Annotated in this window: 11 protein-coding genes; 7 read left to right on the top strand and 4 right to left on the bottom strand. The window is 41.2% G+C overall.

Annotated features, from left to right (window positions below):
• Nucleotides 1-104: 104 nt before the first annotated feature.
• Nucleotides 105-2,099 carry an excinuclease ABC subunit UvrB gene (gene uvrB, locus DDV21_RS07455; RefSeq protein ID WP_116878713.1) on the top strand — a complete coding sequence of 665 codons (1,995 nt, stop codon included), beginning with the start codon at nt 105-107 and terminating at the stop codon, nt 2,097-2,099.
• A 117-nt stretch (nt 2,100-2,216) separates the two neighbouring features.
• Here uvrB and DDV21_RS07450 read toward each other — a convergent pair whose 3' ends face one another.
• The 4 genes from DDV21_RS07450 to DDV21_RS07435 form a co-directional block, all read right to left on the bottom strand.
• Nucleotides 2,217-3,362 (bottom strand): ABC transporter ATP-binding protein, encoded by a 1,146-nt coding sequence (locus DDV21_RS07450; RefSeq protein WP_116878714.1) that lies wholly within the window; start codon nt 3,360-3,362, stop codon nt 2,217-2,219.
• Between the two features lie 48 nt (nt 3,363-3,410).
• The gene (locus DDV21_RS07445) at nt 3,411-4,247 is read right to left on the bottom strand and encodes a sugar ABC transporter permease (protein WP_116878715.1); all 837 of its coding nucleotides are present in this window, start codon (nt 4,245-4,247) and stop codon (nt 3,411-3,413) included.
• A complete protein-coding gene (locus DDV21_RS07440) occupies nt 4,248-5,618 on the bottom strand; it encodes a carbohydrate ABC transporter permease (protein WP_116878716.1) in 1,371 nt (456 codons plus the stop codon).
• A gap of 245 nt (nt 5,619-5,863) precedes the next feature.
• Complete coding sequence (locus tag DDV21_RS07435) at nt 5,864-7,114, bottom strand: extracellular solute-binding protein (protein WP_116878717.1); 1,251 nt, start codon at nt 7,112-7,114, stop codon at nt 5,864-5,866.
• Between the two features lie 844 nt (nt 7,115-7,958).
• On the opposite strand from DDV21_RS07435, the gene DDV21_RS07430 reads away from it, so the two are divergent.
• The 6 genes from DDV21_RS07430 (at nt 7,959) to DDV21_RS07405 (ending at nt 16,640) form a co-directional block, all read left to right on the top strand.
• The gene (locus DDV21_RS07430; protein ID WP_116878718.1) at nt 7,959-8,975 is read left to right on the top strand and encodes a LacI family DNA-binding transcriptional regulator; all 1,017 of its coding nucleotides are present in this window, start codon (nt 7,959-7,961) and stop codon (nt 8,973-8,975) included.
• A 569-nt stretch (nt 8,976-9,544) separates the two neighbouring features.
• Nucleotides 9,545-11,077, top strand: a complete 1,533-nt coding sequence (gene malQ, locus DDV21_RS07425) for a 4-alpha-glucanotransferase (protein ID WP_116878719.1) — start codon at nt 9,545-9,547, stop codon at nt 11,075-11,077.
• The gene (gene glgP, locus DDV21_RS07420) at nt 11,067-13,331 is read left to right on the top strand and encodes a glycogen/starch/alpha-glucan family phosphorylase (RefSeq protein WP_116878720.1); all 2,265 of its coding nucleotides are present in this window, start codon (nt 11,067-11,069) and stop codon (nt 13,329-13,331) included. Before malQ ends, glgP begins: the two co-directional genes overlap by 11 nt.
• 197 nt (nt 13,332-13,528) lie before the next feature.
• On the top strand, nt 13,529-14,344 hold the full coding sequence (locus tag DDV21_RS07415; protein WP_116878721.1) for a transporter substrate-binding domain-containing protein: 816 nt from the start codon (nt 13,529-13,531) through the stop codon (nt 14,342-14,344).
• A 202-nt stretch (nt 14,345-14,546) separates the two neighbouring features.
• On the top strand, nt 14,547-15,662 hold the full coding sequence (locus tag DDV21_RS07410) for an aminotransferase (protein WP_116878722.1): 1,116 nt from the start codon (nt 14,547-14,549) through the stop codon (nt 15,660-15,662).
• Nucleotides 15,663-15,827: 165 nt separating this feature from the next.
• Nucleotides 15,828-16,640: a transporter substrate-binding domain-containing protein gene (locus tag DDV21_RS07405; RefSeq protein ID WP_116878725.1), complete on the top strand. Its 813-nt coding sequence runs from the start codon at nt 15,828-15,830 to the stop codon at nt 16,638-16,640.
• Nucleotides 16,641-16,755 lie beyond the last annotated feature (115 nt).

Raw genomic sequence — 16,755 nt, 5'->3', positions numbered from 1 at the left:
TAGTGAAAAAGATGCCTGCCAGCGTGATGCCAAACATCACTTGTCAGCCCCTATTTTCATACGGATTTCTTAACGGCCTTTGTATCTTGTTGGAAGGAAAGATGATGATTGATCGAAAGGAAAATAATCGGTTTAAACTCGTTTCAAAATATGAACCTTCGGGCGATCAGCCCAAGGCTATTGCGGCTTTAGTCGATAATATTGAAGGCGGAGAAAAGGCTCAGATCCTGCTAGGGGCAACCGGTACTGGTAAAACCTACACAATGAGTCAGGTCATTCAGCAGGTGAATAAACCGACACTTGTTATTGCCCATAATAAAACGCTTGCTGGTCAGCTTTACGGTGAGTTTAAAGAATTTTTTCCAGACAATGCTGTTGAATATTTTGTTTCTTACTATGATTACTACCAGCCGGAAGCTTATGTGCCTTCAAGCGACACTTATATTGAGAAAGACAGTGCGATTAATGATGAGATTGATAAGCTCCGTCATTCGGCAACTTCAGCCTTGCTGGAGCGCAATGATGTGATTGTAGTGGCTTCGGTAAGCTGTATCTATGGTCTGGGTTCGCCTAAGGAGTATGCCGAAGGTGCCGTCAGCCTCCGTCCGGGACAGGAACTGTCCCGGGATAAGTTGCTTAATGATCTGGTTGATATCCAGTTCGAGCGCAATGATATTGATTTTCAGCGCGGCCGTTTTCGGGTTCGGGGAGATGTGGTCGAAATTTTCCCTGCATCCCGTGACGAGCATGCCTTTCGGATTGAGTTTTTTGGCGATGAGATCGATCGGATCAGAGAAATTGACAGCCTGACCGGCAAGGTTTTAGGTGAGGCCGATCATCTCGTGCTTTTCCCAGCGACTCACTTTATTACCAGTGAAGAGTATATGGAAAGGGCGATTGCCAATATAAAGAAAGAGATGGAGGAACAGGTCAGACTTTTTGAAAAAGAAGGCAAGCTAATTGAAGCTCAGCGTATTCGCCAGCGGACTGAATATGATGTGGAAATGCTGCAGGAAATGGGCTATACAAACGGTGTTGAGAATTATTCACGCCATATGGACGGCCGTTCTGAAGGGGAGCCTCCCTATACCTTGCTCGATTTCTTTCCAGAAGACTTTTTGATTATGATTGATGAAAGTCATATGACTATGGGGCAGATTAAAGGAATGTACAATGGGGACCGCTCACGCAAGGAAATGCTGGTGAATTATGGCTTCCGTCTGCCCAGCGCCTTGGATAACCGACCGCTGCGCCGGGAAGAATTTGAAAGTCATGTCCACCAGATTGTTTATGTTTCTGCCACGCCGGGCGATTATGAAAAAGAGCAGACTGATACAGTCATTGAACAGATTATTCGGCCAACAGGCCTTCTCGATCCGGAAGTAGAGGTTCGTCCGACTATGGGACAGATGGATGATCTTCTGGGAGAAATTAATATCCGTGCTGAAAAAGGAGAGCGCACTTTCATTACGACACTGACTAAGAAAATGGCCGAAGATTTAACGGATTATCTCAAAGAAATGGGAGTTAAGGTCAAATATATGCATTCGGATATCAAGACTCTGGAGCGGACTGAAATCATCCGCGACCTGCGTTTAGGAGTTTTTGATGTGCTGATTGGTATCAATCTTCTGCGTGAAGGGATAGATGTACCGGAAGTCAGTCTGATTGCCATTTTAGATGCCGACAAAGAAGGCTTCCTGCGTAACGAACGCGGTCTGATTCAGACAATCGGCCGGGCAGCCCGCAATTCAGAAGGACACGTAATCATGTATGCCGATACTGTGACTGAGTCAATGAAACGAGCGATGGATGAAACGGCCCGCCGCCGTGAAATCCAAATGGCTTATAACAAAGAACATGGGATTGTTCCTCAAACCATTAAAAAGGAAATCCGTGATCTTATTGCTATTACTAAGGCTAATGACGAAGACAGCGCAGTTGCTGAGGAGCTGGATGTCTCCACGATGACTAAGAAAGAACGTCAGGAAACAATTAAAAAACTGCAAAAAGAAATGCAGGAAGCTGCTGAACTCCTTGACTTTGAACTGGCCGCTCAGCTGCGGGATATGATTTTAGAATTGAAAGCATTGGACTAAAAAATGTCATGTATGTGATATTTAAAGTGCTGAATAAACAGTTCAGTAAACGATGTGCTGCATCAGCTGAGATACAAGATAAAAAAGAACGCTTGAATCAAGCGTTCTTTTATGATGTTAGCTGACGGGCAGGACGATCCTTTCCTCAGTGGATTTATCAAAAAAGTGTCCCTTAGCGACATTAAAGGTTAAAGAAACCTTTTCTCCCGGCTGATGAGCATCATGGGCATCGGTACGGGAAACAAACTCATTCTTCCCCAATCTGACGTAAAGCATCGTTTCGGAACCCAAAAGTTCGGAAACAAGAACTTCAGCTTTGACATTAGACTCAGGATAAACATCATGAACGATTTGTTTGGTGGAAATATCTTCTGGTCGAATGCCGAAAATGACAGTTTTGCCAAGGTATCCCTGAGCTTCAAGAATTTTAGCCTGACCTGCTGGCAGACCCAGGCGTAATCCCTCACTGTTAACCAAGGCCTCTTTCTCCACTGTTACTTCAAAAAAATTCATAGCCGGACTGCCGATGAAACCGGCAACAAATTTATTTGCTGGTTCATTATAGAGCTTTTTCGGACTGCCAATTTGTTCAATACGGCCTATAGTTCCCGAGCCATCAGAACTTTTACTGGAACTCATGATGACGATTCTATCGGCCAATGTCATCGCCTCAGTTTGATCATGGGTAACGTAAATAGTCGTAGCACCAATTCGGCGATGAATCTTAGCAATTTCGGCTCGCATGGAGACCCGAAGTTTAGCATCCAGATTTGATAAAGGTTCATCCATTAAGAACACTTTGGCATCTCGAACAATTGCCCGTCCCATAGCAACCCGCTGCCGCTGTCCGCCGGAAAGATCAGCAGGTTTCCGTTCTAAAAATTCTGTCAGTCCAAGAATTTGAGCAGCTTCCTTAACCCGCTTGTCGATATCTGCCTTGCTGTATTTGCGAAGTTTTAGCCCAAAAGCCATATTGTCGTAAACAGTCATATGCGGATAAAGGGCATAATTTTGGAAGACCATGGCAATATCACGGTCTTTAGGTGATTTATCATTCACAATCTGGTGATCAATACTCAATTCGCCTTCTGTAATATCTTCGAGCCCAGCTACCATTCGCAGAGTTGTCGATTTGCCGCAGCCAGAAGGGCCCACAAAAACAATAAATTCGCGATCCTTAATATTAAGATTAAAATCTTCAACAGCATAATGATTGCTGTTAGGATATTTTTTATAGATATGATTCAGATTTAATTCAACCATAGTATTTTTTCCTTACTAATTTCAACTGTTTTTCTCTTTGGAAGTATGTTACTTAACAGATCCGCCGGTAATACCTTCAACATAGTACTTTTGCATGAACATAAAAAGAAGTGTAATGGGAACAGCAATAAGTACAGAACCTGCGGTAAAAGATAAGAACCAATTGTTGATTGTATCTTGCTGCAGCATAGAGAAGAGCCCAATAGCAACTGTGTATTTGCTGGTAACATCCCCGAGAATAACTCTGGCAAAGATAAAATCAATCCAAGGAGCAATGAAAGCAATCAGTGCCGTATATACAATAATTGGTTTGGATAAAGGCAGCGTAATTTTGAAAAAAATATCCAGACGCCTTGCTCCATCAATCATAGCCGATTCGTCCAGAGAATAGGGGATGGTATCGAAGAAACCTTTTGCAATATAGAAATTGAGAGCCGCTCCGGCAGAATAAACGAGAATCAGTGCTAAGAGCGTTTGATCCAGATTGAGTGCTTTAAGAATATAATAAACAGCAATCATACTCATAAAGCCAGGAAACATATTAAGCACTAAAGCGAGTTTCAGAAAACCGTTACGATGTTTAAATTTGATACGGCTGAGTGCATAAGCCATAGCAACAGTAATAAAAGTTGAAATAATACAGCTGGCAGTTGCTACATAAAGTGTATTTAAAAACCATCTGCCAAAAGGAAAGACGTTCTGATTGAAGAGCTTTATATAATTCTCAAAAGTCCAGGTTTTAGGAATAAAATAGTTGACATAAGCTGTACCCTCACCGCGAAAGCTGGACAGAACAACCCAAGCGATTGGGAAAAGCCAGATAATAGACAGTACAGTCAAAAGCAAATAAACCAGAGCCAATCTGACATTTTTACGATTTTTCATTTATTTGACAGCCCCTTCCTTATAAGAGTTTGTCCTAGTGTAAGCCAGCAGGCTAAAGATAGCTGAAAGGACAAAGATGATAATACCGATAACAGAAGCTAGATTATAATCAGCTGCACTAACTGTCAGGTTATAGAGCCATGTAACGAGAAGATCTGTACTGCCTGCCTGATAAAAACTGGAATTGCTTGGACCGCCTGCTGTTAAGAGGTAGATCACATTGAAATTATTGATATTACCAATAAACTGCTGAATTAATGTTGGTGTCATGACCAAGAGAATTTGTGGGAAAGTGATAGATTTAAAAATTTGAAATTTATTAGCCCCATCAATTTCAGCCGCTTCAATTTGTTCTTGCGGCAGATTCATAATAATTCCGGTTGCGACCAGCATAGTAACGGGGATCCCAACCCACATATTAACAAAAATAATAGAGAATTTTGCCCATATTGGATCTGATAAAAAAGGAAGTGGTGAAGCAGCTGAGACGAAACCAAGTTTTTCTAAAAAAGCATTAATAGGTCCGGCATCATTGAGAAGGTTGCGCATAATCAGCAAAGAAATAAATTGAGGGACAGCAATAGTGATGACAAAGATGGTCCGCCAGAATTTCTTAAACTTTAAACCTTTTGTATTAATTAATAAAGCAAGAACGATGCCGAAGAAAAAGTTGGTTATTGTTGCAAATACAGCCCATATCAGTGTCCAAGACAAGACGGGAAAGAAAGTACTAGCCATACGGCCGTTAAAAACATTACCAAAATTAACAAAACCGACCCAATCAAAAAGACTTTTCGGTGGCAAATGATTATGATCGTAATTGGTAAAAGCCAGACAAATCATATAAATTAATGGCAGGATGGTAAAAAGCAGTACACCGATCAGCGGAAGTGCCATTAAAGTCATATGGAAACGCCCATTTGTCAGAGTGAGCAGGTCTTCCTTAAAAGTAGGAATTTTTTGGCCTGCTTTATTAAGAACATATAGATTACAGGTACTTTTAAGACTGCACCAATAAATATAAGCAAAAACTAAACAAAAGATAACGGAAGCCAAGCCGAAAATAAGTAACAGCATAGAGTTATCTCCATTGACAGTTACTTGTAATTTAACTCCGTCAATTGTTTTTGTAACAGTGCCCTGTTCCTGAGTCCCTAATGTAATCAATCCTCTAATCGCAGGAATAACCTGACTGATAAAAGCTACGATGAAGCAAATTTCAGAAAACAGAAAAAGTAGCCCTTTGATGAACTGCTTATTTTTGAGATTAGCTAGTCCCATGATTAAAAATGATAATCTAATATCCCAGCTTCCTTTTCTGAAGGCTTCTCTGACTGGTATATCGGTCCAGTCCGAAGTATTTATATTCATGAAAACCTCCCTATATTAAGATCTAAAGCCCACAGCTGTAGGTCTTATTATTCAGTTTATCGCTATATCCGCAATTTTTATCCCGCAAGCACCGAGTTATTTTAAGAAATCTACGTAAAATAGCAAGAATGATTGTTGTCATTTGTCATCAGAATCTTCTTAGGCGATAAAAGTTTGCGGCAAAAAAGAGCCGTAAAACAAGTTTAATTAATAACTGACTTGCTTCCGGCTCCACAAAAAACTAACTATTTAGCATCTGCCAATTCTTCATCAAAATCTTTTAGTTTAGTAAGATAATCACTTGCTTTGATTTTACCATTATAAGTATCGCTGAGAAGAGCAGCACTTTCTGTCCAAAACGTTGTCATTTGACTTAATTTAGGGGTTACTACAGTGTAGTCCTCTGAAGAGGCCATTGTAATCACTGCTTGAGCCAGTTCATTTGACTGAACAGCCTCAGATGCTTGAATTTCTTTATTAGCCGGGATAATATTGCGTCCTTCGTATTCAAACTGGTTTTTTTGGCTTTCGGCGCTTGTTAGCAAAGCAGCCAGTTTATAAGCAGCGGCAATACGTTTAGTATCAGAACCGGCAGGCGCTTGGTTTACTGCAAAAAGTTTAACACCAAGGAAAGCTTTTTGTTGAACAGTTTTACCACCTATTGTCACGGTTGGGTAAACGGTAATGCCAAGATTTTCTTTTCCGATAGCTTCTTGTGCAGCAGCTAGATCCCACGGCCCTGTTTCAATAGCAGCAACAGTGCCATCGCCAAATTTCGACATCGTATTTTCTGCAGTTAGGTTAACGAAACCTTTATTGGATTTTTGATCAGCAATCCACTGCAGAACAGAGACGCCAGCTTCATTTCCCCAATTTGTCCCATCAACGTCTTCGCCGTTTTTACCAAAGAGAGTATCGCCGACAGACATGAAGAGAGGAGCGGTAGCGTAGGCATTCATTGATTTAAAGGTTGCACCGAATTTGGCTTTTGTTGTCAAAGTCTCATAATTGCTGACGTCTTCCTCAGTTAACTGAGATTTATTATAAAAAAGGACTTGCGATTCAATGCCGAATGGGAAAGCGTAAGTTTTGCCCTTGTACTCAGCACCAGCAACTGCCTGATCAGTCGCACTGCTTTGAATTTCTTCTTTATATTGATCTGGAATTTCCTGAATGACACCGGATTCAACTAATTGTCCCAGCTGATCGTGAGGAAGAGAAAAAACATCAGCTGCTTTTTCTGGATCTTTTTTAACATTTTCCTGGGCTTTTGAATCATTGGACTCAACAATCTTAACCTTGTAGCCTGAATTTTCTTTTTCAAATTGTTTGACAATTTCTTGATAAGATTTTTTGGCACCAGTTGGAACCCATAATTTGATTGTTGTTTTCTTTGATGCTGCCTCAACCTGTGTCTGATTAAACGCAGTTGCTGTTAATGCAGCAGCTAGACTAAGGCCAGCAACACCGACAATGATCTTTTGCCATTTTTTCATAGCAATATCCTCCTAAAACTAAAAATACATTACGAATATTATTATGCAATCGCTTGCAAAAAAAGTCAAGCTTTTTTGAAAAAAAAATTATTCAAAGCCCCAAAAAACACCTTAAATCACTAAATAGTTAAAGACAACCGCTTGCATTTTACCATCCTCACGGTATAATGTAGTAGAGAAAGCTCGTTTCGCAGATGCTTTATTTTTGTCCAAAAATTAAAGGTCACGTATGAAGATCATAAGGATACTATTTTTACATTAGGCATAAATGGCAGGAGTAAAGTGTTGGACGTCTCCTAACACTCTTTTTGAGGTTATGTACTTTTTCACTGCTTTTATTACTGTTTAAGCTTTTATAGCTTAATGGATTTAACATGCTGGGACTAATGCTGCCTTTATGTTGGCTTGCCGTTAGGGGTGCATCTGCGAAATCAAAGATTTCTGGTTTACCGTCATTCATACGGATTTCTTCACGGCCTAAACGCTGCGGGAGTGCACAGGCAGTCCGAACTTGAAAATTGGAGAGTGAGGGAACCTGTCATTTGAGGTTCAGTCACAAGGTTTAGCCAGCCGTAAACGTCTGAAGGCTTTGTCGTCTTGACAGCCGACCGCACCCTTCTAGTCGTTCTGGCAGGGGTGCATCTGCGAAATCACAGATTTCGGACTTACCGCCTATTTTCTTTTTGCGTTTTTCACGGCCTTTATATCTTGATGGAATTGAACGCGGCCTAAAATCCTAGTGAAAAAGATGAAGTCCGTCGCGATACAGGTCATCGCTCGTCCTTCCCTATTTTCATACGGATTTCTTCACGGCCTTTGTATCTTGTTTAAAAGGAGATAAGTTGTGGTTACGATAAAAGATGTTGCACATAAAGCAGGGGTGAACCCTTCAACTGTCAGCCGGGTTTTAAAAGATCATCAATCGATTTCTTTAAAGACTAAGGAAAAGGTAAGAAAAGCAATGCGAGAGTTAGGTTACGTTCCAAATGTTGCTGCGCAGATGCTGGCCAGCGGCTTGACTTACAATATTGGTTTGGTTTTTCCTCCCCTTTTAACTCCGGATCGTCTGAGTGATCCCTTTTTCATGCAAATACTGTCTACTATCACTAATGAAGCTAAGAATAATGACTTTACGGTTTCTATTGCAACTGGAATGACAATTGGGGATTTAGAAGAACAAGTTGCATTAATGCACAGGCAGAAGCGCGTTGATGGATTTATTATTCTTTATTCTGAACAGGACGATCCCATCAAACAATATTTATTAACGAATCAGATTCCTTTTGTTATTGTCGGAGCCCCAGAAGGATTTGAAAATCAAATAACTTATATTGATAATGACAATCAGCTCATGGCGAGAACAGCCGTAGAATTTCTTTATAATAAAGGACATAAAAAAGTTCTTTTTCTTACAGATGATTTACAGTCGGAGATATCGTCAGAGCGCTATATTGGTTATTTAAAAGGGATCATGAAATTGAGCTTGCCAAGCCATTCGCCCCTGCTCTTTGATCGAAAAAAACCAGAAACGGCTGAAAATTTGATTGAGAGCATTCGTCATTTTCAGGCAACGGCTTTGATTGTTATTGGAGATGTTTTAGCTCTTCGCGTAATTCAGTTACTGTCTTATTATGGATTTAAAGTACCGGATGATCTTTCTATTATTACATTTAACAATTCTGTTTACGGCAAACTCATTCATCCCTATCTGACAACTTTTGATATCAATATCAATAGCTTAGGTTCAATTAGTTTCAAGCGGCTGTTGGCTATTATCAGAAATCCAAATTTAGAGCTTAGCGAAAAAATTATTGTTCCTTTCACTTTTAAAGAGAGGGAAAGCGTCAGGAATCTGCGGTGAGTTAGGTATCAATTAGCACAAAAGAAGATTATTAAATAGTTAAGACAAAAAAGCTGTATGCAGATCAGTATTGGTTTATTATGCTAAATGTTCGAAAAAAAAATAAAAATGAGGAAACAGTTGACTTACGCAAACGATTGCGCTATAATTTTATTGTTTTTAACGTAAACACATAAGGCTGAGTGACACAGAAAAGAAGCGGAATAATTTTAAGGCAGGCTTGCTGTCGGCTGCAGCCGCCTGAAGGCTTTGTCGTCTTAACGGCCGACCGTTCCCTTCTAGCCGTCCTGGCAAGGGGTTTGTCTGCGAGATCAAAGATTTCGGACTTACCGCCAGCCGCAGCTGTCTGAAAGCTTTGCGATCTTAGTAGCCTTTGTATCTTGTTGGAATTGAACACGGTCTAAAATCCTAGTGAAAAAGAGACGCAATCGTAGGAAGCCATGGGCTGACGTACGAGTGTGGCTGCTTCTGTGAGTATGCTTGCCAGTGTGATGCCAGCATCACGTGTCAGTCCCTATTTTCATACGGATTTCTTAACGGCCTTTGTATCTTGTTAAAGGAGATGTGTGATGGAAAAGCGTGCAAGCGGTGTTTTAATGCATATTAGTTCTCTGCCCGGTGAATTCGGAATCGGAACCTTTGGGAAAGAAGCCTATCGTTTTGTTGATTTTTTGGAAGAAACGGAACAGACTTACTGGCAGATTCTCCCTTTAACGACAACCAGTTATGGTGATTCTCCTTATCAGTCTTTTTCAGCCGTTGCCGGCAATACTCATTTTATTGACTTTGAGCTGCTGGAGGAAGCGGGTTTTCTGGAAAAGGCAGATTATCAGCATGTTGATTTCGGCCAAGATCCGGAAAAGGTTGATTATGCTCGGATTTTTACAGTCCGGCGTCCGATTTTGGAAAAAGCTGTAGCGGCTTTTTTGGCGCAGGAAGATGCAGAGCTTTTATTAGCTATTTTTGAAAAAGAAGCCGGCTGGCTTCAAGATTTTGCTGAATTTATGGCTATAAAGGAGCACTTTGGCAATAAAGCTCTGCAGGAATGGGATGACAAGGCTGCTGTTCGGCGTGAAGAAAACGTTTTAGATGATTACCGGCAAAAATTGAGGGCGGCTATTGATTACCATAAAGTCACTCAGTATTTCTTCAGTCAGCAGTGGGCGGCTCTGAAAACTTATGCTAATGACAAGGGAATAAAGATTATCGGCGATATGCCAATCTACGTTTCTGCCGATAGCGTCGAAGTCTGGACCATGCCAGAGCTGTTTAAAGTAAACAGCGATAAAGAACCTCTTTGTGTGGCCGGCTGTCCGGCCGATGAATTCAGTGCTGACGGCCAACTTTGGGGCAACCCTATTTATGCTTGGGACAAGCACGAGGAAACCAATTTTACTTGGTGGGTGTACCGAATCCGGGAAGGCTTTAAACTGTATGACCTTTTGCGCATTGATCATTTCAAAGGTTTTTCTGACTATTGGGAAATCCGCGGTGATTACGAGACAGCTAATGACGGAGAGTGGAAGCCCGGACCGGGGCGTGCTTTATTTGATGCCGTTAAGGCTAATCTAGGGGATGACTTACCAATTATTGCAGAAAATCTGGGCTATATTGATGAACGTGCCAAGCAGCTTTTGGAGGATACTGCTTTTCCGGGAATGAAAATTCTGGAATTCGGTCTGCTTGATACCAGAGGCAAAAGCACTGATATTCCGCACCATTATATACCAAATACGATAGCTTATACAGGCACTCATGACAATGAAGTCATTAATGGCTGGTACGAAAATCTGACACCTGAACAGCAAGTATACACTGACATCTATACCCGCCGTCAGGCAGATGAGCCGATTGCTCAGGCAATGTTAAGGCTGCTTTATGGTTCAGTTAGTAAGATAGCGATAAGCTGTATGCAGGATTTACTGGATAAATCGGCAGACTGCCGGATGAATGTGCCCAATACTCTCGGGAACAACTGGCAATGGCGGATGCTGGCAGATGACCTGACTGATGATAAAAAGGCATTCTTAGCTGAAATCACCAGCATTTACAATCGCAGAAACACTAATAATCAGAAAAAGGATGGAAATGATGAAAACTAATTTTAGTCAATATCTGGAAAAACAGGGGAAAAAACTGACTGAGTTATCTAATGAAGAGATTTATCTGGCCCTTTTGGATTTTGTCAAAGAATTAGCAGCTCAGAAAAAAAAGAATACCGCTAAGCGTAAAGTTTACTATATTTCGGCAGAATTTTTGATCGGAAAACTGCTGTCAAATAATCTTATTAATCTCGGTATTTATGATGAAGTAAAAGATGAACTGGCTGCAGCCGGCAAGTCACTGACTCAAGTAGAAGATATTGAGCCTGAACCGTCTTTAGGTAACGGCGGTTTAGGGCGCTTAGCCTCCTGTTTTATAGATTCTATGGCTACACTGGCAATAAACGGTGAAGGGGTTGGCCTTAACTATCACTGCGGCCTGTTTAAACAGGTCTTTAGGGATCATCAGCAAGAAGCAGAAGCGAATTACTGGATTGAGGATGATTCCTGGCTGATTCCGACGGATATTAGCTATGATGTTCCTTTCAAAGATTTCACGCTTAAATCCCGTCTTGACCGGATAGATGTTTTGGGATATCAGCAGGAGCACAAAAATTATCTCAATCTGTTTGATATTGATGGCTTGGATTACAGCCTTATCAAAGATGGTATTTCTTTTGATAAAACGGAAATCAAAAAAAATCTGACACTTTTCCTTTACCCGGATGATTCCGATAAAAATGGAGAACTGCTTCGGATTTACCAACAGTATTTTATGGTATCCAATGCGGCTCAGCTCCTTCTTGATGAGGCGCTGGAACGTGGTTCAAATCTCCATGATTTAGCTGATTATGCTTATATTCAGATCAATGATACCCATCCTTCCATGGTTATCCCCGAACTGATTAGGCTGCTGACAGAAAAACACGACTTAGCTTTTGATGAGGCTGTTTCCATTGTTGAAAAAATGGTCGGTTACACCAACCATACCATATTGGCTGAAGCACTTGAAAAATGGCCGCTTGCCTATCTCGATGAAGTGGTGCCTCACTTAGTCACTATTATTAAAAAATTAGATGCTCTGGTTCGCAGCAAGTATACCGATTCTTCTGTTCAAATAATTGATGATGATAAGCGGGTACACATGGCGCATATGGATATTCATTTTGCATCCAGTGTTAATGGTGTGGCAGCCCTGCACACTGATATTCTTAAAAACAGTGAGTTAAAATCTTTTTACGACATCTATCCTGATAAGTTCAACAATAAAACGAATGGGATTACCTTCCGCCGTTGGCTGGAATTTGCTAATCAGGATTTAGCAGCCTATATCAAAGAATTAATTGGCCAAGATTACCTGCATGATGCGGCAAGATTGGAAGATTTACTGCCTTTTGCTGAAGATGCGGCCGTCCATTCAAAACTTGCTGCTGTCAAATATCAAAATAAAGTGGCTCTGAAACGTTATCTCAAAGATAATCAAAATATTGAGCTGGATGAACATTCGATTATCGACACTCAGATTAAGCGTTTTCATGAGTATAAGCGCCAGCAGATGAATGCTCTTTATGTCATCCATAAATATTTAGCGATCAAAAACGGCCAGCTGCCCAAGCGGAAAATAACCCTTATTTTCGGCGGAAAAGCAGCACCGGCTTACACGATTGCTCAGGATATTATTCATCTGATTCTCTGTCTGTCAGAGCTCATTAATAAGGATCCGCAGGTCAGTCCTTACCTGAATGTCCATCTGGTCGAAAATTACAATGTGACAGTGGCTGAAAAGCTTATTCCGGCTACAGATATTTCTGAGCAGATTTCTTTAGCTTCAAAAGAGGCATCAGGCACCGGCAACATGAAATTTATGCTCAACGGTGCTCTTACGCTCGGAACCATGGATGGTGCCAATGTCGAAATAGCAGAGTTGGTCGGCAGTGAGAATATCTATACTTTCGGCCAAGATTCAGATGCTATTATCGATCTTTATGCCACTGGCGGCTATCAGTCTGCAGACTATTATGAAAATGTTCCTCTTATCAAAGAGGCTGTTGATTTCATTGTAAGTGATGAGCTTGTAGCAATAGGCAGCCAAGAGCGGCTGAACCGTCTGTACAATGAAATCATTACTAAAGACTGGTTCATGACCCTGATTGATCTGGAAGATTATATTGCGGTTAAAGAGCAGATGCTGTCTGATTATGAAGATCAGGAAAGCTGGAATAAAAAAGTTGTTCACAATATTGCCAAGGCAGGTTTCTTTTCATCAGACCGAACGATTGCACAGTATAATGATGAAATCTGGCACAGTTATTAACTGCATCAGAGCCTAATTGAGAGATTATCACAGAAAGAACCGAGAGATGGAACATAAACCCGATTGTTGAATGTGCTGTCAGCAATCGAGCCAGCTGTTCTATCTGTCGGTTCTTTGGATTTTTATAAAATAATCGTTGACAATTGTATAATTATAAAATATAATGTAAACATATTAAAATGGAAAAGAGAAAGCAAATGAAAGTAAAAAAAGTTTTGCAGGGATTTGTCCTTTTAGCGGCAGGACTTGTTTTAACAGCCTGCGGTTCGGGCGGTAAAGAGGATACTTCTGTCAAAGACATTCAGGCTAAAGGGACACTGGTTGTTGCTATGAATCCTGAGTTTGCTCCTTTTGAATTTAAAACTCTCGTGGACGGTAAAGATACAATTGTCGGTGCTGATGTTGAGATTGCAGAGGCTATTGGCGAGGAGCTCGGTGTTAAGGTGAAATTCTCGTCAATGTCTTTCAATAACGTTTTGGCCAGTCTTCAGTCCGGTAAGGCTGATATTGCTATTTCGGGGATATCAGCTACGAAAGAACGGCGTAAAGTTTATGATTTTTCTGAAACTTACTATGAGTCTGTTAATGTCGTGATTGTCAGAAAGGCTGATTTGGATAAGTACAAGGATACAGCAGCTTTTTCCGGACTTTCGGTTGCAACGCAAAAGGGTTCTATTCAGGAATCAGTAGCTCAGGAGCAGCTGTCTGATGCTAATATTGTCTCTCTGACGCAAAACGGCGAAATGATTAATGAATTGAAGAATTCTCAAGTTGACGGTGTTGTTCTTGAGAAACCGATTGCTGAAGGCTATGTTGCGAAAAATGACGATTTAGCTATCGCTGATATCAGCTTAAAATCTGGAGACTCAGATGCTTATGCTGTGGCTATGCCAAAAGACAGTGCAGCCTTAAAGGAAAAGGTTGATAAAGTTATTACGGAACTAAAAGAGTCCGGTAAGATTGATCAGTTTGTTCAGGAAGCCTATGAACTCTCCGTTTCCGAAAAAGAATAGGCCGGAATAATCACGCCGAATGCAGTAAGCAGGTATTGACTCAAATATAATCGGTCAGAGAGGAGGCTGAGCTGAAAAACTCAGCTTTCTTTCGTTTTTCAAAAAAAAGCATTTGACTGTTTTTCAGGGCGAAGTCTCCCAGCAGAGACAGTATGACATGTACAAACCGATCAAGCTGAATATCATCATAATAGGAGAAAAGATGAAATTACCTCGTTTTGGAGTGGAAGAATGGCTTAACAGATATGAAAAGGAGGCGCAGTACGATATTGCTGGTGTTTCTATTGCCTCCCTCAGCCTAACTGAATTGTTTCAGTTAACAGCAACCGATTCAGCAGTTTTTTTTAAGGATTTGACAGACAGGCCTCAGGATTACGGCTGGATTGAAGGATCATCGAGCTTTAAAAAAGCAGCTGCATGTTTATATCAGAATCTAAAACCGGATAATATTATACAGACCAATGGAGCTACTGGTGCTAACTGGCTTGTTTTGTATGCAATGATTGAACCGGGCGATCATGTGATTTCTCTTTACCCTACTTATCAGCAGCTCTATGATATTCCCAGATCACTGGGGGCAGAAGTGGAATTCTGGCATATTAAAGAGGAGGCCGGCTGGCTGCCCGATTTGGATGATTTGCGGCGAATGGTTCGGTCCGATACAAAAATGATTTGCCTCAATAATGCTAATAATCCAACTGGAGCAGTCATGGATGCCGACTACCTTAAAGAGCTGGTTAGCATCGCCCAATCATGCGGTGCGTATATTTTATCTGACGAGGTATATCAGTCATTTGGGGAACAGAATTTTCCAGCTGTTGCTGATTTGTATGATAAGGGGATTTCAGTCAACAGTCTTTCTAAGACTTATTCCTTGCCCGGTATCCGTGTCGGCTGGGTAGCAGCAGGAGAGGAACTGATTGAGCGGCTGAAAACTTATCGTGATTACACTATGATTTCCGTCGGCGTTTTTGCTGATATGGTGGCTACTTTGGCCCTAGAAAATCGGCAGCAGATACTGGAGCGCAATCGACGAATTGTCAGAACAAATTTACAGCTTTTAAAAGACTGGATCAGACACGAAGAAAAAGCCAGTCTCATCCCGCCTGATACAGTGTCAACCTCCTTTGTCAGACTGGATATCACGCAGCCTGTGGAAGAGTTTTGTCTGGAGCTGTTAAAACATTACGGGGTATTGGTGGTCCCTGGGAGTCGCTTTGACCGTGAAGGACATATCCGTATAGGCTACTGCTGCCAGCCGGAGACTTTAAAAGAAGGTCTGAAAAGGCTGTCTCTCTGCTTATCGGCGGCAAACTAGCAAGAATGCCGCAGGCAGAAAGTCAAAGAAGGCTACTGGCAACAGCGCTGGTTTTCTTATTTGTCTGAAAAGTTGGCAAAAACGGACTTTTATTCAAACCATTACTTTAATGTAGGAACATTTGATTCTTACCCTTTATATCGTTATTTAAAGAAAGAAGGAATTATGAAATTGAGAAAAATAGTTTTAGGGGCTGCTGCCCTGTTCGCCGGCCTTTTTTTAACGGCTTGTGCTTCATCTTCTAATGAAAGTCTTCAGGAAAAAATTGAGGATAAGGGAAAATTAGTCGTAGCTATCAGTCCGGATTACGCGCCATTTGAGTTTAAAGCTCTGATTGACGGTAAGGACACAATAGTAGGTGCTGACGTCGAACTGGCACAGGCTATTGCCGATGAACTTGGCGTGGAATTAGAACTGTCGTCAATGAGTTTTGATAATGTGCTTTCCAGTTTGCAGAATGGGAAAGCTGATTTGGCTATTTCCGGACTTTCTTACACTAAAGAACGTGCTGAAGTGTATGACTTTTCCGAACCTTACTATGAAACGGAAAATGCCGTTCTGATCAAAGCTGATGATATAGATACTTATACATCCGCTGACAGTCTGTCCGGTCAAAAAGTAGCTGTGCAAAAAGGAACTATTGAGGAAAGACTGGTTAAAGACCAGCTGTCGGATGCTAACATCGTTCCGCTGACAGCTATGGGTGAAGCTATTAATGAATTAAAATCAGGGCAGGTTCAGGCAGTTGACTTAGAAAAACCAGTTGCAGAAGGCTATTTATCGCAAAATCCGGATTTAGCTCTAGCTTCTTTTGCTCTTGAAACAGATGAAGGAGATGCTAAAGCTGTTGCCATGCCAAAAGATAGCGGGGAGCTGCTCAAGACCGTTAACAAGGTCATTAAACAACTAAAAAAAGAAGATAAATATAAAGACTTCATTACTGAAGCAGCTAAATTAACAGGCGACGCCGTCGAATAAAGAAAAGCATGAAAAGAGGCCGGGAGATTGTGAAACGTATCTCCCGGCCTCTAAATTATAGATAAAATGAGAGTGCCCTCAAAAACTTTTGCCAGACTGACAGCTCCAAAGCCCT

The organism is Streptococcus chenjunshii, assembly GCF_003086355.1.
Classification (GTDB): Bacteria; Bacillota; Bacilli; order Lactobacillales; family Streptococcaceae; genus Streptococcus; species Streptococcus chenjunshii.
The sequence above is the reverse complement of the archived record's forward strand: the minus strand, read 5'-3'. Positions and strand labels throughout refer to the sequence as shown.